The sequence below is a fragment of the Streptomyces sp. NPDC006339 genome, from assembly GCF_040612775.1.
Lineage (GTDB): Bacteria > Actinomycetota > Actinomycetes > Streptomycetales > Streptomycetaceae > Streptomyces.
In genome coordinates this window covers 129,146-151,427 of the sequence record NZ_JBEXQW010000006.1, presented here as the reverse complement: position 1 = coordinate 151,427, position 22,282 = coordinate 129,146, and the positions used below count along the sequence as shown (strand labels likewise).

The following is a 22,282-nucleotide window of genomic DNA, read 5'->3' as shown; positions in this document are numbered from 1 at the left end:
CCGCACCACGAAACGGGAGGAACCACATGGAAGAGACGCTCGGCGTCGGCATGGTCGGCTACGCCTTCATGGGCGCCGCCCACTCACAGGGCTGGCGCACCGCGGGCCGCGTGTTCGACCTGCCGCTGCGGCCGGTGCTCGCCGCCGTCGCGGGCCGGGACGCCGCCGCGGTCCGGGCGGCCGCCGACCGGCACGGCTGGGCCGCGGCGGAGACCGACTGGCGCGCCCTCGTCGCCCGCGACGACGTCCAGTTGGTCGACGTCTGCACCCCCGGCGACAGCCACGCGGAGATCGCGGTCGCCGCCCTGGAGGCCGGCAAGCACGTCCTGTGCGAGAAACCCCTCGCCAACTCGGTCGCCGAGGCGGAGCAGATGACCGCCGCCGCCGAGGCCGCCGCCGGCCGGGGCCAGATCGCCATGGTCGGCTTCAACTACCGCCGGGTGCCCGCCCTTTCCTTCGCCCGGCGGCTGATCGCCGACGGCCGGCTCGGTGCGCTGCGGCACGTCCGCGTCACCTACCTCCAGGACTGGCTGGTCGACCCCGGCTTCCCGCTGACCTGGCGCCTGGAGCGGGAGCACGCCGGGTCGGGGGCGCTGGGAGACCTCGGCGCGCACGCCGTGGACCTCGCCCAACACCTCGCGGGGGAGCCGCTGGTGGGCGTGTCGGCGCTCACCGAGACCTTCGTACGGGAGCGGCCGCTGCTCACCGGGGCCGCGGCCGGGCTCTCGGCCGGGCGCTCGTCGGGAGCGGGCCCGGCCACGTACGGGCCGGTCACGGTCGACGACGCGGCCCTGTTCACCGGGCGGCTCGCCTCGGGGGCGCTGGCCTCCTTCGAGGCGACCCGGATGGCGGCCGGCCGCAAGAACGCCCTGCGCCTGGAGATCAACGGGGAGAAGGGCTCGCTCGCCTTCGACCTGGAGCGGCTCAACGAGCTGTCCTTCCACGACCACACCGAACCCGCCGCCTCGGCCGGCTTCCGCCGCATCCTCGTGACCGAGCCCGACCACCCGTACCTGGAGGGCTGGTGGCCCCCCGGGCACGCGCTCGGCTACGAGCACACCTTCGTCCACCAGGCCCGCGACCTGGTGCTCGCCATCGCGTCCGGGACCGCCCCGGCGCCGTCCTTCGCCGACGGGCTGCAGGTGCAGCGGGTGCTGGCCGCGGTGGAGGAGAGCGCGCGGAACAACGCCGTCTACACCGCCGTACCGCTCGGGTCCCCTCGTCCGCTCGTCCCCAGGAGGCCGTGAGATGCCCCGTCCCTTCACCCTCTTCACCGGCCAGTGGGCCGACCTGCCGCTGGAGGAGGTCTGCCGGCTGGCCCGCGAATTCGGCTACGACGGTCTCGAACTCGCCTGCTGGGGCGACCACTTCGAGGTCGACAAGGCCCTCGCCGACCCCGCGTACGTCGACGGCAGGCGCGCCCTGCTGGAGAAGTACGGGCTGAAGTGCTGGGCGATCTCCAACCACCTGGTGGGTCAGGCCGTCTGCGACCATCCGATCGACGAGCGCCATCAGGCGATCGTTCCGGCCCGGATCTGGGGCGACGGCGACGCCGAGGGCGTACGGCGGCGGGCGGCGCGGGAGCTGGCCGACACCGCGCGGGCGGCCGCGGCCCTCGGGGTCGACACCGTCGTCGGGTTCACCGGCTCGTCGATCTGGCACCTGGTGGCGATGTTCCCGCCGGTGCCGGAGCGGATGGTCGAGCGGGGTTTCGAGGACTTCGCGGAGCGCTGGAACCCGATCCTCGACGTCTTCGACGCCGAGGGCGTGCGCTTCGCGCACGAGGTCCACCCGAGCGAGATCGCCTACGACTACTGGACGACCCAGCGGGCCCTGGAGGCGGTCGGCCGCCGGCCCGCCTTCGGGCTCAACTTCGACCCCAGCCACTTCGTGTGGCAGGACCTGGACCCGGTGGGCTTCCTGTGGGACTTCCGCGACCGGATCTACCACGTGGACTGCAAGGAGGCGCGCAGACGGCTCGACGGCCGCAACGGCCGGCTCGGCTCGCATCTGCCCTGGGGCGATCCGCGGCGCGGCTGGGACTTCGTCTCCGCCGGGCACGGGGACGTGCCGTGGGAGGACGTGTTCCGGATGCTCCGCTCGATCGGCTACGGGGGGCCGATCTCGGTGGAGTGGGAGGACGCCGGCATGGACCGACTGACCGGAGCGCCGGAAGCGCTTTCCCATCTCAAGCGCTTCGACTTCGACCCTCCCGCGGCATCCTTCGACGCCGCGTTCGGAGGCGGCGACTGAGCTGAAACGCACAGGTCCACGCCCGGAGGCGAGTCCGCCGCCGGGCCGGACCGGGCTGCCCGCGAGCGGCTTTGTCCTCTCGCGGGAGAAAGTCCGACTCTCCTCCCGCACAAGGGCTTTCCGTCATGGACGAAGCCCGCTACGGTCCCTGATGTGTACATGACCTATCTCGCGTAACGGGACGACTCGACCAGCGTGACGGCGCACGCCGGTCCCCGGACACCCGCACACCCGGCCCTACTCCGGAGGACATCCGTGCACAGACAACGACTCCGAGCCAGGCGAGCCCGGAAGGCCCTCGCCCTCCTCACCGTCGGCCTGCTCGCCCTCGGCGCCCCCCAGGCCCTGGCGGCCGATCCGGCCTCCACCACGGCCTCCACCACCACGGCCGCCGCCGAGGAGCAGTTCCAGCAGGTCACCCTCGCCAAGGGCGCCGCCGAGGTCGGCGAACCCATGTCGCTGGCCGTGCTGCCCGACCGCAGCGTCCTGCACACCTCCCGCAACGGCGAGCTGCGCCGTACCGACGCCGCCGGCAACACCACCGTCGTCGGCCGTGTCCCGGTCTACACCCACGACGAGGAGGGACTCCAAGGCATCGGTCTGGACCCCGACTTCGCCCGCAACCGGGCGATCTACCTCTACTACGCACCGCCGCTGACCACCCCCGCAGGAGACGCCCCCAACGAGGGCACCCCCGCCGACTTCGCGAAGTTCGACGGCGTCAACCGGCTCTCCCGCTTCACCCTCAACGCCGACTTCACCCTGGACAACGCCAGCGAGAAGAAGGTCATCGACATCCCCGCCACCCGAGGCATCTGCTGCCACGTCGGCGGCGACATCGACTTCGACGCCCAGGGCAACCTCTACCTGTCGACCGGCGACGACTCCAACCCCTTCGCCTCCGACGGCTTCACCCCCATCGACGAACGCCCCGGCCGCAACCCCGCCTACGACGCCCGCCGCACCTCCGGCAACACCAACGACCTGCGCGGCAAGATCCTGCGCATCAAGGTCGCCGAGGACGGCTCCTACACCGTCCCCGCCGGCAACCTCTTCGCCCCCGGCACGGACCGCACCCGGCCCGAGATCTACGCCATGGGCTTCCGCAACCCCTTCCGCTTCAGCGTCGACAAGGCCACCGGCGTCGTCTACGTCGGCGACTACGGCCCCGACGCCGGAGCCGCCGACCCACTGCGCGGCCCCGCCGGGCAGGTCGAATTCGCCCGGGTCACCAAGCCCGGCAACTACGGCTGGCCCTTCTGCACCGGGAACAACGACGCCTACGTCGACTACGACTTCGCCACGAAGACCTCCGGCGCCGCCTTCGACTGCGCCGCCCCGAAGAACGACTCGCCGTACAACACCGGCCTCGTCGACCTGCCGCCCGCCGAGCCCGCCTGGATCCCGTACAACGGCGGATCGGTCCCCGAGTTCGGCAGCGGCTCCGAATCCCCCATGGGCGGTCCCGTCTACCGCTACGACCCCGCCTCCACCTCCCCCGTGAAGTTCCCCGAGGCATACGACGGCGACTTCTTCGCGGGCGAGTTCGGACGGCGCTGGATCAAGCGCATCGAGCACGGCGCCGACGGCGCCGTCCAGTCCATCAACCCCGTGCCGTGGACCGGCACCCAGGTGATGGACATGTCCTTCGGACCCGACGGCGCGCTCTACGTCCTCGACTACGGCACCGCCTGGTTCGGCGGCGACCACAACTCCGGCCTCTACCGCATCGAGAACGCCACCGACGGCCGCTCCCCGGTCGCCGAGGCGAGCGCGAACAGGACCTCCGGTGTCGCGCCCCTCAGAGTCGCCTTCTCCTCCGCCGGAACCACCGACGCCGACGGCGACACCCTCACCTACACCTGGGACTTCGGCGACGGCGGCACCTCGACCGGCGCCAACCCCACCTACACGTACCGCAAGAACGGCACCTACACCGCGACCGTCACCGCCAAGGACCCCTCCGGCCGCACCGGATCCGCGTCCGTCCGTGTCGTGGTCGGCAACACCGCCCCCAAGGTCACCCTCGAACTCCCCGCCGACGGAGCCCTGTTCAGCTTCGGTGACGAAGTGCCGTTCAAGGTGACCGTCACCGACCCCGAGGACGGCGCCGCCGGACCCATCGACTGCGCCAAGGTCAAGGTCACCTATGTGCTCGGCCACGACAGCCACGGCCACCCCGTCACCACCGCCCACGGCTGCACCGGCACCATCAGGACCGACGCCGACGGCGGCCACGACGACGACGCCAACATCTTCGGTGTCTTCAACGCCGAGTACACCGACGGCGGAGGCGGCGGCCAGGCCGCCCTCACCGGCCACGACCAGGCCAAGCTCCAGCCCCGGCACCGCCAGGCCGAGCACTTCGACGGCCACGCCGGCATCCGCACGTACGACAAGACGCAGGCGCACGGCGGCCGGACCGTCGGCGACATCCACGACGGCGACTGGATCTCCTTCACGCCCTACCACCTCGCCGGGTCGACCAGGCTGACCGCCCGTGTCTCCTCCGGCGGCGTCGGAGGCTTCCTGGAGGTCCGCACCGGATCGCCCACCGGCACCCTCCTCGGCTCCGCGGCCGTCCCCGTCACCGGCGGCTGGGAGACCTTCCAGGACGTCGACGTGCCGCTGCGCAACGTACCGCGCCGCACCACCGAACTCTTCCTGGTCTTCAAGGGCGGCGCCGGCGCCCTCTACGACCTCGACGACTTCACCCTCTCGAACGCTCCCGTCGACCGCACCACCAAGCGCGTCCTCGTCTTCTCCCGCACCGCCGGCTTCCGTCACGACTCCATCCCGGCCGGCATCACCGCCCTCAAGGAGCTCGGCGCGGGCAGCGACATCGTCGTCGACGCCACCGAGGAGCCGCGCCAGTTCACCACCGCCAACCTCGCCCGCTACGACGCCGTCGTCTTCCTCTCCACCACCGGCGACGTCCTCGACGCCGGCCAGCAGACCGCCTTCGAGAACTACGTGGCCAACGGCGGCGGCTACATGGGCGTCCACGCCGCCGCCGACACCGAATACGACTGGGAGTTCTACGGCGGCCTCGTCGGCGCCCACTTCCACTCCCACCCGCACATCCAGCCCGCCACCGTCCGCGTCGAGGACCACGCCCACCCCGCCACCGCCCACCTCGACGGCACCTGGCAGCGCACCGACGAGTGGTACAACTACCGCACCAACCCGCGCGGCCAGGCCCGGATCCTCGCCACCCTCGACGAGACCAGCTACAGCGGCGGCACCATGAACGGCGACCACCCCATCGCCTGGTGCCAGTCCTACGGCGGCGGCCGCTCCTTCTACACCGGCGGCGGCCACACCAAGGAGTCCTACGCCGAACCCGCCTTCCGGCAGCACCTGCTCGGCGGGCTGCGCTACGCCACCGGCCAGGTCGCGGCCGACTGCCGGCCCCAGACCGGCTACCGCTCGCTCTTCAACGGCGAGACCAGGGACGGCTGGAAGCAGGCCGGCCCCGGCGGCTTCGACGTCGTCGACGGCGAACTGCGCTCCACCGGCGGCATGGGCCTGCTCTGGTACCAGGCCAAGGAGTTCCGGTCCTACTCCCTCACCCTGGACTGGAAGGCCGAGGGCGACGACAACTCCGGGATCTTCGTGGGCTTCCCCGCCTCCGACGACCCCTGGTCGGCCGTGCACAACGGCTACGAGATCCAGATCGACGCCACCGACGCCCCCGACCGCACCACCGGCGCCGTCTACGGCTTCAAGTCCGCCGACCTCCAGGCACGCGACCAGGTCCTGCGGCCGCCCGGCCAGTGGAACAGCTACGAGATCCGGGTCAAGGGCGAACGCCTCCAGGTCTTCCTCAACGGCGTGAAGATCAACGACTTCACCAACACCGACCCGGCCCGCAGCCTCGCCGACGGCCACATCGGCCTCCAGAACCACGGGGCCGAGGACCAGGTGTCCTTCCGGAACATCCGGATCAAGGAGCTCGCCCCCTAGCGGCTCCCACCGGCCGGCGGCGGGCGGGGAGGCGCCGTACCCCCCGCCCGCCGCCACCCTCTCCCTTTCCGTTCCCCCACTCTTCCCGTTTTCCGTTCCCCTTCCCGCCCATCGGTCCCGAGGAGGCAGGCGTGACGAGCACCCATGCGCGCACAGGAGTCTGGTTGATCGGGGCGAGAGGCTCCGTCGCCACCACGGTGGTCGCCGGCTGGGCCGCCGTCACCGCCGGACTGCACCCGCCGACCGGCATGGTGACGGAGTCGGCGGCCTTCGCGTCCGCCCACCTGCCTCCGCTGCCCTCCCTCGTCTTCGGCGGCCACGACACGGCGAGCTGTCCGCTGCCCAGACGCGCCGAGCAACTGACCGTCGCCGGGGTCCTGCCGCCCGGTCTCGCCCCGGCGATCGCCGGGGAACTCGCCGCCGCCGACGCCCGGATCCGCCCCGGCGGCCCGCTGCCGGGCGACACCCGCGACGACGAGGAGCTGATCTCCGCCTTCGCCGCGGACCTGACGGACTTCCGCATTGGACTGGACCTGGAGCGGGTCGTCGTGGTCAATGTAGCTTCCACGGAGCCGGCGTCGGGGGGCGTCGGGCTCCCACCGAGCTCGCTCTACGCCGCGGCCGCGCTGCGGGCCGGCTGCCCGTACGTCAACTTCACGCCCTCCACCGGACTGCGTCACCCCGGCCTGGCGGAGGCCCTGGCCGCATCCGGACTGCCGTACGCGGGCCAGGACGGCAAGACCGGACAGACCCTGCTCCGCTCGGTGCTCGCCCCGATGTTCCAGCGGCGGGCCCTGGCCGTACGCGCCTGGTCCGGCAGCAACCTCCTCGGCGGCGGCGACGGCGCCGCCCTCGCCGACCCGGCCGCCGCCGCGGCCAAGAACGCCGGCAAGGAACGGGTCCTCGACGAGGTCCTCGGCCCCGGCGTCGAGGGACAGGTCCACATCGACGACGTCCCGGCGCTCGGGGAGTGGAAGACCGCCTGGGACCACATCGCCTTCGACGGCTTCCTCGGCTCCCGCATGATCCTCCAGACCATCTGGCAGGGCTGCGACTCCGCCCTCGCCGCCCCCCTCGTCCTCGACCTGGCCCGCCTCACCGCCCGCGCCCACGCCCGCGGCCTGACCGGCCCCCTGGAGGACCTCGCCTTCTACTTCAAGGACCCCGACGGCACCCCGCCCGCCGCCCTCTCCGACCAGTACACCCGCCTGCTGGCCTTCGCCGATCGCCTGGGGGAGGACGGACGATGAGCGGGAAGGGGCGGACGGCGGCGGGGAAGCCCCCGGGGGTCGGGGCGGGCGCGCGGGCCGCCGTACGCGGTGCGGAGGGGGCTCCGGCCGGGGTGGCCGCGACCGGGGCGTGGCGGGACCGGGCCGCGGCCTGGGCGGAGCTGTTCCGGGTGTCGGCCCTGGCCACCGTGCCCGGGGACGCGCTGGCCGGAGCCGCGGCGCGCGGTGTGCGGCCGAACCGGGGGACGCTGCTCGCGATCGGTGCGTCCCTCTGCCTGTACGAGGCGGGGATGGCCCTCAACGACTGGGCCGACCGCGAGGAGGACGCCCTCGACCGCCCGCACCGTCCGCTCCCCTCGGGCCGCGTCCACCCCGCCGCCGCCCTCGCCGCCTCCGCCGCGCTGACCACCGCCGGACTCGCCCTCGCGGCCCGCGCGGGACGGCCGCCGCTCGCCGTGGCCGCCGCCCTCGCGGCCACCGTCTGGTCCTACGACCTCCACCTCAAGCACACCTTCCTCGGCCCCGCCGCGATGGGCGCCGCCCGCGCCCTCGACCTCCTCCTCGGCGCCACGGCCACAGCCACGGCCACAGCCACGGCGCCCGCCACTGCCACGGCGCCGGCGTCCGGCCGGGCAGCCCGTGCGACCGCCGTGCCATGGTGGTCCCGCCCGACCGCCGGCGTCCGGCGGGCCGCGCTGTCCGCCGGGCTGCTCGGAGCCCACACCTACGCCGTCACCGCCGTCTCGCGGCACGAGGCCCACGGCGGCTCGGCGACCGCCCCCGCCGCGGCGCTGACCGTCACCACCGCCGTGGCCGCGGCGGCCGGTGGGGGAGCACCGCTCGCCACGGTGCTGGCGGCCGACTACGCCCGCACCCCCGCCACCTCCCTCCTCCACGCCGTCCTCAACCCCTCGCCACCCCTCACCCGACGGGCCGTCGGCGCCGGGATCCGCGCCCTCATCCCGCTCCAGGCCGCCCTCGCGGCCCGCTCCGGCGCCCCGGCGACCGCGCTCGCCGTCCTCGCCCTCGGCCCGCTCGCCCGCGCCCTCGCCCGGAAGGTGAGCCCCACATGACCCACCCGACCCACTCGACCCATTCGACCCACCCGGCCCAGCCGACCGGCACCGCGCCCCAGCCGACCCGCACTCCCATCGAGTCGACCCGCACCCCGGCCAACTCGACCGGCACCCCGGCCCTGTCAAGCCGCACCCGGGACCTCCCGACCCGCACCCCGGCCCTCCCAAGCGGCACCCCGGACCTCCCGACCCGCGCCCCGGACCCCGTCCGGCCCCGGCTCGGCTACGGCACCAACGGCCTCACAGACCTCCGGCTCGACGACGCCCTCGCCCTCCTCGCGGACCTCGGCTACGACGGGGTCGGGCTGACCCTCGACCACATGCACCTCGATCCGCTCGCCGCCGACCTGCCCGCCCGCACCGCGCGGATCGCCCGCCGGCTGGACGCGCTCGGGCTCACCGTCACCGTCGAGACGGGCGCCCGCTATGTCCTCGACCCGCGCCGCAAGCACGGCCCCTCCCTCCTCGACCCGGACCCGGACGCCCGCGCCGCCCGCACCCGGCTCCTGCGCACCGCGCTCCGCGTCGCCGAGGACCTCGGCGCCCACGCCGTCCACTGCTTCAGCGGCACCACCCCCGAGGGCACCGACACCCCCACCGCCTGGAAGCGCCTCGCCGACGCCCTCACCCCGCTCCTGGACGCGGCCGCCGCCGCCCGCGTCCCGCTCGCCGTCGAACCCGAACCCGGACACCTCCTCGCCACCCTCGACGACTTCCACCACCTCCGCGGCCTCCTCGGCAGCCCCGACCCCGACCTCCTCGGCCTCACCCTGGACCTCGGCCACTGCCACTGCCTGGAACCCCTGCCGCCGGCCGACTGCCTGCGCGCCGCCGCACCCTGGATCCACCACCTCCAGATCGAGGACATGCGGCGCGGCGTCCACGAACACCTCCCGTTCGGCGACGGCGAGATCGACTTCCCTCCCCTCCTCGCCGCCCTCACCGAACTGACCGCCGCCGGCTACCCGGGCCTCACCGTCGTCGAACTGCCCCGCCACTCCCACGCCGGGCCCGAACTCGCCCGCGCCTCCCACCACTTCCTCAGCTCCCTCCTGCGCGAGGAGGCCGCCGCGTGCTGACCGAACCCGCCCGCGCCTGGCTCACCGCCGCCATCGGCGACGCCACCGCCCGCCTCCCCGCCTGGGAGGCGCACTTCGCCGCCGCCGGCCGCCACTGCGGCCACGACCAGGCCGACACCGCCCGGCTCCGCCTGCTGACCGCGGCCCGCGCCGACCCCGCCACCCTGACCCGCCTCTACCGGCAGGGCAGCTCCGCCGAACGCCGCGCCGTCCTCCTCGCCCTCCCCTCCCTCGTCACCGGCCCCGAGGCCCTCCCGCTCGTCGAGGACGCCCTGCGCACCCACGACACCACCCTCCTCGCCGCCGCCCTCGGCCCCTACGCCGCCCGCCACCTCCCCGCGCACCTGTGGCGGCACGCCGTCCTCAAATGCCTGTTCACCGCCGTCCCCGTCGACGCCGTCGCCGGACTCGACCGCCGCGCCGCCGGAGACGCCGAACTCGCCCGGATGCTCCGCGACTACGCCGCCGAACGCACCGCCGCCGGCCGGCCCGTCCCCGCCGACCTGCCCCGCGTGCTCGCCCTCACCGAGGAGTCCTGATGCGCATCTTCGACCCCCACATCCACATGACCTCGCGCACCACGGACGACTACCGGGCCATGTACGACGCCGGGGTCCGCGCCGTCGTCGAACCCTCCTTCTGGCTCGGCCAGCCCCGCACCTCGCCCGCCTCCTTCCTCGACTACTTCGACTCGCTCCTCGGCTGGGAGCCCTTCCGCGCCGCCCAGTACGGCATCGCCCACCACTGCGCCCTCGCCCTCAACCCCAAGGAGGCCGGCGACCCCCGCTGCGTCCCCGTCCTCGACGCCCTGCCCCGCTATCTCGCCAAGGACCACGTCGTCGCCGTCGGCGAGATCGGCTACGACTCCCTGACCCCCGCCGAGGACCACGCCCTCGCCGCCCAGCTCCAGCTCGCCGCCGACCACGGCCTGCCCGCCCTCGTCCACACCCCGCACCGCGACAAGCTCGCCGGACTGCGCCGCACCCTCGACGTCGTCAAGGAGTCCGCCCTCGACCCCGGCCGGGTCCTCCTCGACCACCTCAACGAGACCACCGTCAAGGAGGCCGCCGACAGCGGTGCCTGGCTCGGCTTCTCCGTCTACCCCGACACCAAGATGGACGAGGCCCGCACGGTCGCCGTCCTGAAGGCGCACGGAACCGAGCGCGTCCTCGTCAACTCGGCCGCCGACTGGGGCCACAGCGACCCCCTGAAGACCCGCAAGGTCGGCGACGCCATGCTCGCCGCCGGTTTCACCGAGGACGAGGTCGACCAGGTCCTGTGGCGCAACCCCGTCGCCTTCTACGGCCTCAGCGGCCGCCTCCGGCTCGACCCGCCGGCCGCCGGAACCGGCGGCCTCCACGAAGGCAACTCCATCCTGCGCGGCGGGGAATGAGAGGAGCCGGCCATGCGCTTCCGCCACCCCGACGGCTCCACCGTGCATCTCGCCTACTGCACCAACGTCCACCCCGCCGAGACCCTCGACGGCGTCCTCGCCCAGCTCCGCGACCACTGCGAACCCGTCCGCCGCCGCCTCGGCCGCGACCGGCTCGGCATCGGACTCTGGCTCGCCCGCGACGCCGCCCACGCCCTGGTCGCCGACCCCGCCGCCCTGCGCACCCTGCGCGCCGCCCTCGACCGGCGCGGCCTTGAGGTCGTCACCCTCAACGGCTTCCCCTACGAGGGATTCGGCGCCGACGAGGTCAAACACCGCGTCTACCAGCCCGACTGGACCCGCCCCGAACGCCTCGCCCACACCACCGACCTGGCCCGGCTGCTCGCCGCCCTCCTGCCCGACGACGTCACCGAGGGATCCGTCTCCACCCTCCCGATCGCCTGGCGCACCCCCTTCGACCACCGCGCCGCCGACCTCGCCCGCGGCGCGCTCACCACCCTCGCCGAACGCCTCGACGCCCTGGAGGACCTCACCGGACGCTCCGTCCGCGTCGGTCTCGAACCCGAACCCGGCTGCACCGTCGAGACCGTCGCCGACGCGATCGGCCCCCTCACCGCCGTCGCCAGCCCCCGCATCGGCGTCTGCCTCGACACCTGCCACCTCGCCACCTCCTTCGAAGACCCCCACGCCGCCCTCACAGCCCTCGACGCCGCCGGCATCACCGTCCCCAAGGCCCAGCTCTCCGCCGCCCTGCACGCCGAACACCCCCATCTCCCCGAGGTCCGGTCGGCCCTCGCCGCCTTCGCCGAACCCCGCTTCCTCCACCAGACCCGCACCCTCACCGCCGCCGGCCTGCGCGGCACCGACGACCTCCCCGAAGCCCTCGCCGGCGACGCCCTGCCCGACTCCACCCCCTGGCGCGCCCACTTCCACGTCCCCCTGCACGCCCCGCCCGCGCCCCCGCTCACCTCCACCCTCCCCGTCCTGCGCGACACCCTCGCCCTGCTCGTCGGCGGCCCCCGTCCCCGCACCCGCCACCTGGAGGTCGAGACCTACACCTGGCAGGCCCTCCCGCCCGACCGGCGCCCCCGCACCCGCGCCCGGCTCGCCGACGGCATCGCCGCCGAACTCACCCTGGCCCGCGACCTGCTCACCGACCTCGGCCTCAAGGAACTCCCATGACGCCCACCCCGCTCCTCGTCCTCGACGTGGTCGGCCTCACCCCGCGGCTGCTGCCCCACATGCCCCACCTGAGGGCCCTCGCCCGGGACGGCTCCCAGGCCGCCCTGTCCACCGTCCTGCCGGCCGTCACCTGCACCGCCCAGACCACCTTCCTCACCGGCACCCTCCCCTCCGAACACGGCATCGTCGGCAACGGCTGGTACTTCCGCGAACTCGGCGACGTCCTGCTGTGGCGCCAGCACAACGGCCTCGTCCACGGCGACCGCCTCTGGGACGCCGCCCGCCGCGCCCACCCCGGCTACACCGTCGCCAACATCTGCTGGTGGTACGCCATGGGCGCCGACACCGACATCACCGTCACCCCGCGCCCCGTCTACTACGCCGACGGCCGCAAGGAACCCGACTGCTACACCCGGCCCCCCGAACTCCACGACGAACTCACCACGGCCCTGGGCACCTTCCCCCTCTTCCACTTCTGGGGCCCCGGCGCCGACCTCGTCTCCAGCCGCTGGATCATCGACGCCACCCGCCACGTCCTGCGCACCCGCCGCCCCGACCTCGCCCTCGCCTACCTCCCCCACCTCGACTACGACCTCCAGCGCTTCGGCCCCGACGACCCGCGCTCCCACCGCGCCGCCACCGCACTCGACGCCGCCCTCGCCCCCCTCCTCGACGACGCCCGCGCCGAGGGCCGCACCGTCGTCGCGCTCTCCGAATACGGCATCACCCGCGCCGACCGCCCCGTCGACATCAACCGCGCCCTGCGCCGCGCCGGCCTCCTGGAGGTGCACACCCAGGACGGCATGGAATACCTCGACCCCATGGCCTCTCGGGCCTTCGCCGTCGCCGACCACCAGATCGCCCACGTCTACGTCCGACGCCCCGCCGACCTCGAAGCGACCCGCGCCGCACTCGCCGGGCTCCCCGGCCTCGACCGGCTCCTCGACGACGCCGGGAAGAAGGAGCACGGCCTCGACCACCCGCGCTCCGGCGAACTCGTCGCCCTCGCGGAACCCGACGCCTGGTTCACGTACTACTACTGGCTCGACGACGCCCGGGCCCCCGACTTCGCCCGTCTGGTCGAGATCCACCGCAAACCCGGCTACGACCCGGCCGAACTCCTCATGGACCCGCTCGACCCGTACGTACGGCTCAAGGCGGCCACGGCGATCGCCCGCAAGAAGATCGGCATGCGCTACCGCATGGCGGTCGTGCCCCTCGACCCGTCACCTCTTCGCGGCAGCCACGGCCGCCTCCCCGCGAGCGAGGACGAAGGTCCGCTCATCCTGTGCTCCACCCCCCGAGCCGTACCCGGCCGCGTCGCGGCCACCGATGTGAAAGCCCTGCTGCTCGGCCTGGCGGGCCTGTCCTGACCCGCGCCCGCCTGCCGGATCAGTACAGCAGACGAAACAGACGACCAAGGAGTTATCCACAGATGAGTCGCACCTCCCGCCGGACCCCCGCTGACGCCGAGCTCTCCCACCGCCTCAGCAGACGGAACATGCTCGGCGTCGCCGCCGGAGCGACCGCCGCCGCCCTCCTCGGCGCGACCGCCGCCCCCGCGCAGGCCACCGCCTCCGCCTCCGACTCCGCCGCCGACCCCGCCGAACGCGGCCAGGGCCACGGCCGCCCCGTCCTGCCCCCCGGCCGCCTCGGCATCCAGCTCTACTCGCTGCGCGACAAGGTCTCCACCCTCGGCTTCGCCGCCGTCTTCGCCGAGCTCCAGCGCTACGGCTACGACGAGGTCGAGTTCGCCGGCTACACCCAGGGCTCCGCCGGCCCGATCACCCTCGCCCAGCTCAAGCGCCTCACCGCCGACCACGGACTGCGCGGGATCGGCAGCCACGTCGGCTACTACTCCGCCGACCCCCGGGCCTACACCTTCGCCCAGAACCTCGACCGCGTCCTCGACGACGCCGCCGCCCTCGGGCTCCCGCACATCGGCACCGCCTCCGGCCCGTGGCGCTACGGCGCCACCGTCGACGGCTGGAAGCACTGCGCCGAGGAGTTCAACCGCTTCGGTGCCGCCGCCAAGGCGCGCGGCATGAAGTTCTACCAGCACAACCACTCCGAGGAGTTCTCCTTCGCCACCGACCGCCCCGACGTCCGCCTCTACGACGTCCTCCTCGCCGAGACCGACCCCGAGCTCGTCCACCTGGAGATGGACGTCTACTGGGCCTACGTCGGCCAGTACCGCTACTCCCGCCGCCCCGACGGCACCCCCGCCCCCTTCGACCCGCTGGACTACGTGCTCGCCCAGCCCCACCGCTTCCCGCTCTTCCACGTCAAGGACGGCGACCGCGACGACTCCGCCGTCCCCTACGGCTACCGCATGACCGACGTCGGCGACGGCGACATCGACTACCGGCGCTTCATCTCCGAGGTCACCCGCACCCACCACGGCCGCCCCGGCCACCACTGGCAGGCCGAACGCGACAACCCGGTCGACTCGCTCTCCTTCGCCCGCCGCTCCAGCGCCCACCTCCACTCCCTGAGGGAGAAGGACTGAGGGAGAAGGACTGACCCGGGACCGGCCCCTCCGTTCTCCCCCCCCGGAGGCCCGTCAGCCGATCCCCTGACGGTCCGCCTCCAGGGCGAAGGCCCGGTCCGCCGCCTGCGGCACCGTGCGCTCCACCAGCTCCGTCAGGAGCACACGGTGCCGCAGCAGCGGCTCCCTGCGGTCCTCGGGCACCAGCGCCAGCAGGTCGTCGAGCCCCGCCAGCATCCGCCGCGACACCTGCGGACTGCCCACCGCGCAGCCCCGGATCTCGGCGAACCCCAGATCCACCAGGTCCACCCACCCCGGCACGTCCTGCACCAGCCGCACCGCCCCGCGGCCGTCCCGCCCGTCCCGGTACGCCACCGCGCCCAGCGGCCGGCGGGCGAGCGACGCCAGGAGCTGGACGATCCGGTCCAGGCACTGCACCGCCGTCGTCGGATCGTTCACGGCGGGCGACAGGGCCCGCAGCGCGATGTCCGCGAGCTGCCGCAGCCCGAAGCCGAGGTCCTGGTGGAAGGTCCGCTCGATCCCCACCGACACGGAGGACGAGAGCCCCTTCGGCGCCGCCCCGCCGTGCACCGCCAGGATCGGCGTGCCCGGCACCACGAAGTCCCCGATCCGCGGCAGCAGCCGCAGCACCAGACCGTGCCGCCGCGCCGCCCGCACCAGCCGCGCCACGTTCACGTCCCGCAGCACCCCGGCCCGCCCCCGGTGCACCACGTGCCCGGTCACCGGCCCGAGCTCGGCGCCCCCACCCTCGTACGACGGCGTCTTCGCGAGCACCCGGAACGACTCCCAGGCGATCCGGTCCACCACGTGTCCCACCCGCATCAGCCGCAGCGTCGAGTTCACGTACGCCACGAAGAGCAGCAGGCTCAGCCCCACCATCACCAGCGTGAGGATCGACTGCAGCAGGGGAACGGACGTCACGAGCCGGGGATCGGTCTCGCTCTCGTACGAGGTCAGCACGAGCAGTGACAGCAGGAAGGTGGCGAGGAAGACCGCGAGCGTCGCCTTGGTGATGCGGCTGCGGACGAAGATCCGCACCACGCGCGGGCTGAACTGCCCACTGGCCATCTGCACGGCCACCAGCGAGATCGAGAACACGACGCCGATGAAGGTCATCATCGCCGAGCTGACCGTGGTCACGACCGTCTTCGCGTCCTCGGCGATCCCGGCCAGGTCGCCGACGACCTCGTACTCGCCCTCCTCCCGCAGCACCTCGACGATCTTCGTGTCGAGGTCGGCGCACGCCCACCACAGCACGCAGATCGCCACCATGGCCGCGACCGGCGCGAACCAGAAGGTGTCCCGTAGGTGCTCCCGCAGCGGTGACAGCATCCGGGGCCTGCGGTAGGGGAGGGCGGCGGGGGAAAGGTGGCTCACCTGGCGCAGGCTAGGCCCAGCCGCCCCCACTGACCACGGGAAACGCTGGTGAAAGCCACCTCGAACCCCTGGTAGAGTTATCCATGTCGCCGCGGGGAACACCCGAGCGACACGACACCTCGTCCGGGTGGCGGAATGGCAGACGCGCTAGCTTGAGGTGCTAGTGCCCTTTATCGGGCGTGGGGGTTCAAGTCCCCCCTCGGACACCGTACGGAAGGACCCCGACACATGTCGGGGTCCTTCCGCGTTTGCGCGCTCAGGACCTCAGAAGGCCGCGTCCTCGGCCTTGCGCGCCACGACCAGCCGGCAGTGCGGGCTGCCGTCGTCCCGGAGGCCCAGGGACCGGACCGGGAGCAGCTCGACGCGGAAGCCGGCGTCCTGGAGGCGGGAGCGGACGTCGGCGAGGCGGAAGGTCCGGTAGTACATGACGAAGGGCGGCCGCCACAGAGCGTTGCGGACCCGCATCACCGCGTCGAAGCCCCACAGCGTCCAGTACGGGACGGACCCCACCGGCGGCGGGGCCGGCAGCGGGAAGGCGAGGACGCCGCCCGGGCGCAGGGCCGCGTGGACCTGGCGGAACAGGGTGCGCTGGTCGGCCGGCAGGAAGTGGCCGAAGGCGCCGAAGCTGACGGCCAGGTCGAAGGCGGGTGCGAAGGGGAGGGCCAGGGCGTCGGCCCGTACGAGGGTCGCGGTGGGGTGGGCGCGGCGGGCCTCGGCGAGCATGCCGGCGCTGAAGTCGACCCCGGTGATCCGTCCCGCGCACACCGACCGCAGCACCCCGAGACCGGCGCCGGTGCCGCAGCACACGTCCAGGCCGGAGTCGAAGGGCCCGAGCGGGTCCAAGGTCTCGGCGACCGCGGTGAGCAGCCGGTCCGAGGTGCGGAACGGGGTGGCGTCGAACTTGTCCGCGAGCAGGTCGTAGCCGTGCTCGACCGACGACAGCGCCTGACGGGTCAGCTCGCGGAGCGTGGGGCCCTCGGGGGAGAACATGCCCCGACCCTACGGCCCGGGGAGCGGGCGGGCCAGGAGTTCCGTGCGTCGCGGCCGGTCATGGCGATCACAGCGGGCTGCGCACCTGCGGAGGCACGGTCCACGCCGGGGCGATCCCGGTGAGCTGGCAGATCAGCAGGTAGAGCGGGATGGGCGGGGTGTACGGGGAGTCGCCGTCGGGGTGGTGGATCAGCCGGGGCCTGCGGTCGGGGATCACGGCGCCCGGGCCGTAGCAGGCCGGCAGCGGCCAGGTGAGGTCGAGGTCGGAGCCGGACGGCACCAGCCACCACCACCAGTCGCTGTCGGCGTACACGCAGCCCTTCGCGGGCAGCCGGGACAGGATGCGGAAGCCGTAGCGGGCGGGGACGCCCACCGCGTCGCAGCCCAGGGTGGTCGGGAGGTCGACGGGCACGAAGAGGCGGGTCACGGCGGCCGGCTCGACCGGTGCCGCGGGGGAGAGCGGATTCCGGGAGGCGTTCCCGGGGCTCTTGCGGGCGCGCGGGAGCAGCAGTGTCGCCATGGACCTCAGCACGGCTCTCCCATGCCGTGGGCGAGCTCCGCCCACACGATCTGGGCGGTGCCGTGGCCGGTGCGGTCCGCGCCCCAGGCGCTGGCCAGGGCGTCGACCAGGATGAGGCCCCGGCCGCGCTCCTCCTCGCCGCAGTCGCGGATGCGCGGTCCCGCGGGACCGCCCTCGTCGCGCACGGCTATCCGCAGCCGCTCCTCGCCCTCGCGCAGCTCGCAGACGACCCGGGCGCTCGCGGTGTGCACGACGGCGTTGGTGACCAGCTCCGAGACGACGAGCGCGACCGTGTCGCGTATGTCCGGGCCGCAGCCCCAGAGGATCAGCCGTTCCTCCGCGAGCCGCCGGGCGCGGGCGACCGACTCGGTGCGGGCGGGCAGTTCGAAGGCGAAGCGGCGGACGTCGGTGTGGGGCCGTGGGCGCTGGGGCATGACGCGGGGACTCATGAGACCTGAGGAGTGCGCGTTACCAGAAGCCACGACCGGATCCTCACAACAGTGGGCAGCAGTGCCGTACGCATCCCTCCGCCTCGAAGCGCACGGCGGCATGCGTACTGGTTCATCGGAATACTCTGCTCCTGAGTCGGACACTTGGCAAGCGGCACTCTGAAAAATGCAGAGTGCTGTGTTCTCTCTGGCCGTGTTCATGGCACACTCGTCGAAACAGCGCGTCGGGGAGGTCTTCTTAAGTGAGCGAGCCGCGGTCCGCCCCCACCGTGGGACAGGTCGTCCTCGGCAAGCGTCTCCAGGATCTGCGCGAACGGGCCGGCCTCAAGCGGGAAGAGGCCGCCAGGATCCTGCGGGTCGCCCCGGCCACGATCCGGCGCATGGAGACCGCCGAGGTCGCGCTGAAGATCCCGTACGTCCAGCTCCTGCTGAAGGCGTACGGCATCACGGACTCCGAGGCGGAGGGCTTCGTCGCCCTCGCGGAGGAGGCCAACCTGCCCGGCTGGTGGCAGCGCTTCCACGACGTGCTGCCCGGCTGGTTCTCCATGTACGTCAGCCTGGAGGGGGCGGCGAGCCTCATCCGGGCCTACGAGCCCCAGTTCGTCCCCGGTCTGCTCCAGACCGAGGACTACGCCCGTGCCATTCTGCGCAGCGGGGCCGTCGGCGGCAGCAACGACGCCGAGGAGATCGACCGGCATGTAGCCCTCCGCATGGAGCGCCAGTCCCTGCTCACCAGGGAGGACGCGCCCAAGTTCTGGGTGATCATGGACGAGACGGTCTTCCGCCGACCGGTCGGCCACGGGCCCGAAGTGATGCGCGACCAGCTCGACCGGCTGCTCGAAGCGTCGGAGCTGCCGAACGTCACCCTGCAGATCGCGGAGTTCGCGTCCGGCCACCACCCCGGCACCTACGGACCGTTCGTCCTCTTCCGCTTCGCCATGCCCGAACTCCCGGACATGGTCTACAGCGAGTACCTGACCGGCGCCGTCTACCTCGACGCGCGCCCCGAGGTGGCCTCCCACCTCGAGGTCATGGACCGCATGGCGGCCCAGGCCGCGACTGCACAACGCACGAAGGAGATTCTCCGGAATCTCCGCAAGGAGCTGTGAATGGATCGCATATACAACGGCATGCCCGCCGCCGAGCTCGGTGCCGAGGGCTGGCACAAGCCGTGGAGCGGCGGGAACGGGGGCAACTGCGTGGAGGCCATGAAGCTGGCCGACGGCAGAGTCGCCGTGCGACAGTCCGCAGACCCTGAGGGACCCGCGCTCATCTACACCCACGGAGAGATCGCCGCCTTCATCCAGGGGGCCAAATCAGGCCAGGCTGACTTCCTGCTCACCTGAACCTTCCGTCCCCGCCCTCACATCGCGTAACTCTTGCTGTAAGCGCCACCGTCGTCCCGCCGAGGAGAGCCGATGACCCAGGACCCCGCGTCCGTACGCAGCGAACTGCGCAGCGACCTGCGGATCGACACCAGCAAGCCGCATCCCGCGCGGATGTACGACTGGTTCCTGGGCGGCAAGGACAACTACCCCGTCGACGAGGAGATGGCCCGCCAGCTCCTCACCGTCGACGCCCGGGGCCGGGACATGGCCCGGGTCAACCGGGCCTTCATGCACCGCGCCATCCGCTGGCTCAGCGCCAACGGCATACGGCAGTACCTGGACATCGGCACCGGCATCCCCACCGAGCCCAACCTGCACCAGATCGCGCAGGAGGCCGCGCCGGAGGCCCGGATCGTCTACTGCGACAACGACCCCATCGTGCTCGCGCACGCCGCCGCGCTGCTGCGCTCGACCCCGGAAGGGGCCACCGAGTACATCCAGGCGGACGCCCGCGAGCCCGAGGTGATCCTCGAAAGGGCCGGAAAGGTCCTTGATTTCGACCAGCCCATCGCGCTGTCGATGCTCGCCCTGCTCCACTTCGTCGGCGACGAGGACGGTGCCTACGAGCTGGTCGCCAAGATCGTCGACAAGCTCGCCCCCGGCAGCTACCTCGTGCTCTCCCACGTCACCGGCGACTTCGACCCCGAAGGCGCCGCCAAGGCCGCCGCCATGTACAAGGCACGCGGCCTGACCCTGCGGCCGCGCTCGCGCGAGGAGCTGGCCGCGTTCTTCGACGGCCTCGACCTGGTCGAGCCCGGCGTGTCCCTCACCGCCGAGTGGCACCCGGAGCTGGGCGAGCCCGTACCGGTCCAGGGCGACGACCCGATTCCGGGCTGGGCGGCGGTCGGACGCAAGCGCTGACGATCCCGTACGGACGAGGAGGGGCCCGCGGACGACTCCGCGGGCCCCTCCTCGTTCGTACGCCTACTCGGGCCTGACCAGCGTCACCAGGAAGCTCCGGGCCGGGCTCACGTTCCCCGCCGCGTCGATCGTCCGGTACTCCACGGTGTGCGTGCCGTAGTCGGGCGTGGCGTCGTCCCACGGGACGGCCCTGCTCCGGCCCAGCTTGCCGTAGACGAGATCGTCGATCACCGTGCCGGAGGGCGAGAAGCGGAACGGCGCCGAGGCGTCGGTCGGCCAGCCGTAGTACGTGTACCAGCCGTCACCGTCCACCCGGAACTGGCTCACCACCGCGCCCTCCCGGTCGTCCCGCGCGGTCAGCCGCATCGTGAACTCCCCGTCGTACACGTACTCCACCGGCTGCCCCGGCCGGTGCACCGTGCGCAGCGGAGGCGACAGCTCGTACGCGGCGGAGGCGGCGCGCGCGTCCACCGTCCACCTCAACTCCGCGCCGCTGCCCGGGATGCCGGCCGTGAGGGTGTGGCTGCCGGGGGAGAGCCGCAGCGACCGCAGATCGAGGTCGCGGTCGTTGCCCGGGTTCGGCACCGTCTCCCCGTCGAGCCGCCAGCGCACCGCGACCGTCCCGCGCACCGGGTGAGTGGTGTCCGCGTGCACCACCGAACGGGCGCCGACGGGAGAGGCCGTCGAGGTGTGCCCGGTGAAGGCCGGCGCGACCTCCTCCCGCCGCGTGGTGAGCGCGGGGTTCACCGTCCAGGCGACCGTACGGGTGAGGGCGGCCGACGCCCGCACCGCCGGATCCCGCACGAACGGCGTGGGGTCCGTGACCTTCGCCGTCAGCGTGTGCGTACGGCCCCGGGGCAGATCCAGGGACCGCAGGTCGACCGTGCGGGCGCCACGGGTGTCGAGCAGCCGGCCGTCGAGCCGCCACTCCACGGCGAGTTCACCGCCCACCGGGTGCATCGTGTCCACCCACACCGAACGGTCGGCCCCGATCGGCGCCGTGTTCGGGGTGTGCGCCTGCACCAGGTCCACCTTGGCCGAGATCGCCCGCACCATGACCTCGCGCTCCACCTGGTCGAAGGCGTAGCCCAGCGTCTTCATGAGGGAGTGGCGGCTGGGCCGCCAGACGCCCGTGGTGCTGTAGAGGCCGCCCTCGTGGCGGCCGATGACCCCGCCCGACTCGCTCTCCTCGCCCAGCCAGCGCCACCACTTGGCCCGCTGTTCCCGCATCTGGCGTTCCGTCAGGAGGGTGTGGTGGACGGAGGACGGCTCCCCGCCCGTGTACGCGCCGCCCGGCACCCCGCGCGCGTAGTAGTCGTACTCGTCCTGGAGCCCGCCGAGCGAATGCCCGATCTCGTGCGGGGTGATGAGCGCCGACAGCGCGTTGCCGCCGGAGGCCGTGGCGTAACTGCCGCCCGCGCCGCCGTAGGTCGTGCTGTTCGCGAGCGCCACGATCTGCCGGTTCGCGCGGCCGGTGCCGGGCACCAGGTCGGCGAAGGAGGCGGCCTTGCCGCCGTCGACGGTCAGCAGCCGCTGCACGCCGGCGGCGTTGCAGCCGCCCCAGAAGCCCATGTCCAGGGCGGTGTCGCGGGCCGGCGCGTCGAGCCCCGGGTCGCAGTCCACGCCCGACTCGCGGGACGGGATCTCCACCGCCCACACATTGATGTACGAGCGGTAGGAGGCGAACGGCTCGATGCTCCACAGCATGCTCAGATGCCGCTCCACGTGGGCCCGGAACTCCGGCATCTCCTCGGCCGTGTACCCGTCGCCCATGACCACCAGGTTGAACCGCCGGTCCGCGGGACCGGTCGTCTGGACGGGCACCACGGTCGCCCCGTCCGACTCGGCGGTGGCCGGACTGCCCGCGGCCGCGGACCCCGTGCTCACGAGTCCCGCGGCCAGCAGGCAGCCCACGACAAGCCGGGCCACTCCGCGTCGAACACCCCTGCGTCGCTGTGAAGTCATGGGGCGCGAGCCTAGGCCGCGCTCCCGACGCCGTAAAGATGTTCG

General features: G+C 73.2%; 19 protein-coding genes and 1 tRNA gene. 15 read left to right on the top strand and 5 right to left on the bottom strand.

The window, feature by feature from the left end; all coding sequences use genetic code 11:
• Positions 1-26: 26 nt before the first annotated feature.
• The 11 genes from ABZ135_RS06895 to ABZ135_RS06845 all read left to right on the top strand — a co-directional run bounded on the left by ABZ135_RS06895 (position 27) and on the right by ABZ135_RS06845 (position 14,687).
• Entirely contained in the window at positions 27-1,247 is a 1,221-nt protein-coding gene (locus ABZ135_RS06895) for a Gfo/Idh/MocA family oxidoreductase (RefSeq protein ID WP_356692568.1), read from the top strand.
• Position 1,248: 1 nt separating this feature from the next.
• Positions 1,249-2,253, top strand: coding sequence for a sugar phosphate isomerase/epimerase family protein (locus ABZ135_RS06890; RefSeq protein ID WP_356692566.1), 1,005 nt, complete (start codon positions 1,249-1,251; stop codon positions 2,251-2,253).
• A 255-nt stretch (positions 2,254-2,508) separates the two neighbouring features.
• Positions 2,509-6,219, top strand: coding sequence for a ThuA domain-containing protein (locus ABZ135_RS06885; protein WP_356692564.1), 3,711 nt, complete (start codon positions 2,509-2,511; stop codon positions 6,217-6,219).
• A 131-nt stretch (positions 6,220-6,350) separates the two neighbouring features.
• Complete coding sequence (locus ABZ135_RS06880; RefSeq protein ID WP_356692562.1) at positions 6,351-7,469, top strand: inositol-3-phosphate synthase; 1,119 nt, start codon at positions 6,351-6,353, stop codon at positions 7,467-7,469.
• On the top strand, positions 7,466-8,521 hold the full coding sequence (locus ABZ135_RS06875) for an SCO3242 family prenyltransferase (protein ID WP_356692560.1): 1,056 nt from the start codon (positions 7,466-7,468) through the stop codon (positions 8,519-8,521). The genes ABZ135_RS06880 and ABZ135_RS06875 overlap by 4 nt, the downstream gene beginning before the upstream one ends.
• Entirely contained in the window at positions 8,518-9,603 is a 1,086-nt protein-coding gene (locus tag ABZ135_RS06870) for a sugar phosphate isomerase/epimerase family protein (RefSeq protein ID WP_356692558.1), read from the top strand. The genes ABZ135_RS06875 and ABZ135_RS06870 overlap by 4 nt, the downstream gene beginning before the upstream one ends.
• A complete protein-coding gene (locus ABZ135_RS06865) occupies positions 9,597-10,142 on the top strand; it encodes an EboA domain-containing protein (protein WP_356692556.1) in 546 nt (181 codons plus the stop codon). The genes ABZ135_RS06870 and ABZ135_RS06865 overlap by 7 nt, the downstream gene beginning before the upstream one ends.
• Positions 10,142-10,996 carry a TatD family hydrolase gene (locus tag ABZ135_RS06860; protein WP_356692554.1) on the top strand — a complete coding sequence of 285 codons (855 nt, stop codon included), beginning with the start codon at positions 10,142-10,144 and terminating at the stop codon, positions 10,994-10,996. Before ABZ135_RS06865 ends, ABZ135_RS06860 begins: the two co-directional genes overlap by 1 nt.
• Before the next feature lie 12 nt (positions 10,997-11,008).
• Positions 11,009-12,178 carry a metabolite traffic protein EboE gene (gene eboE / locus ABZ135_RS06855; protein ID WP_356692552.1) on the top strand — a complete coding sequence of 390 codons (1,170 nt, stop codon included), beginning with the start codon at positions 11,009-11,011 and terminating at the stop codon, positions 12,176-12,178.
• Complete coding sequence (locus tag ABZ135_RS06850) at positions 12,175-13,551, top strand: nucleotide pyrophosphatase/phosphodiesterase family protein (protein WP_356692550.1); 1,377 nt, start codon at positions 12,175-12,177, stop codon at positions 13,549-13,551. The genes eboE and ABZ135_RS06850 overlap by 4 nt, the downstream gene beginning before the upstream one ends.
• 62 nt (positions 13,552-13,613) lie before the next feature.
• Positions 13,614-14,687, top strand: a complete 1,074-nt coding sequence (locus tag ABZ135_RS06845; RefSeq protein WP_356692548.1) for a sugar phosphate isomerase/epimerase — start codon at positions 13,614-13,616, stop codon at positions 14,685-14,687.
• A gap of 54 nt (positions 14,688-14,741) precedes the next feature.
• Here the strand turns inward: ABZ135_RS06845 and ABZ135_RS06840 are convergent, their stop codons facing one another.
• Positions 14,742-16,019 (bottom strand): DUF2254 domain-containing protein, encoded by a 1,278-nt coding sequence (locus ABZ135_RS06840; RefSeq protein WP_356692714.1) that lies wholly within the window; start codon positions 16,017-16,019, stop codon positions 14,742-14,744.
• Between the two features lie 166 nt (positions 16,020-16,185).
• Here ABZ135_RS06840 and ABZ135_RS06835 point away from each other — a divergent pair.
• Positions 16,186-16,270: transfer RNA gene (locus tag ABZ135_RS06835), tRNA-Leu, on the top strand.
• Positions 16,271-16,328: 58 nt separating this feature from the next.
• Here the strand turns inward: ABZ135_RS06835 and ABZ135_RS06830 are convergent.
• From ABZ135_RS06830 to ABZ135_RS06820, 3 genes are all read right to left on the bottom strand, one after another.
• Positions 16,329-17,054, bottom strand: coding sequence for a class I SAM-dependent methyltransferase (locus ABZ135_RS06830; RefSeq protein WP_356692546.1), 726 nt, complete (start codon positions 17,052-17,054; stop codon positions 16,329-16,331).
• A gap of 67 nt (positions 17,055-17,121) precedes the next feature.
• Entirely contained in the window at positions 17,122-17,574 is a 453-nt protein-coding gene (locus ABZ135_RS06825) for a hypothetical protein (RefSeq protein WP_356692544.1), read from the bottom strand.
• A gap of 5 nt (positions 17,575-17,579) precedes the next feature.
• On the bottom strand, positions 17,580-18,008 hold the full coding sequence (locus ABZ135_RS06820; protein WP_356692542.1) for an ATP-binding protein: 429 nt from the start codon (positions 18,006-18,008) through the stop codon (positions 17,580-17,582).
• Positions 18,009-18,265: 257 nt separating this feature from the next.
• On the opposite strand from ABZ135_RS06820, the gene ABZ135_RS06815 reads away from it, so the two are divergent.
• The 3 genes from ABZ135_RS06815 to ABZ135_RS06805 all read left to right on the top strand — a co-directional run bounded on the left by ABZ135_RS06815 (position 18,266) and on the right by ABZ135_RS06805 (position 20,272).
• Positions 18,266-19,132 carry a helix-turn-helix transcriptional regulator gene (locus ABZ135_RS06815; RefSeq protein WP_356692540.1) on the top strand — a complete coding sequence of 289 codons (867 nt, stop codon included), beginning with the start codon at positions 18,266-18,268 and terminating at the stop codon, positions 19,130-19,132.
• Positions 19,133-19,369: a DUF397 domain-containing protein gene (locus ABZ135_RS06810; RefSeq protein ID WP_015037566.1), complete on the top strand. Its 237-nt coding sequence runs from the start codon at positions 19,133-19,135 to the stop codon at positions 19,367-19,369.
• A gap of 72 nt (positions 19,370-19,441) precedes the next feature.
• On the top strand, positions 19,442-20,272 hold the full coding sequence (locus ABZ135_RS06805; protein WP_356692538.1) for an SAM-dependent methyltransferase: 831 nt from the start codon (positions 19,442-19,444) through the stop codon (positions 20,270-20,272).
• 63 nt (positions 20,273-20,335) lie between these two features.
• Here the strand turns inward: ABZ135_RS06805 and ABZ135_RS06800 are convergent, their stop codons facing one another.
• Entirely contained in the window at positions 20,336-22,237 is a 1,902-nt protein-coding gene (locus tag ABZ135_RS06800) for a M64 family metallopeptidase (RefSeq protein WP_356692536.1), read from the bottom strand.
• Positions 22,238-22,282: the final 45 nt, after the last annotated feature.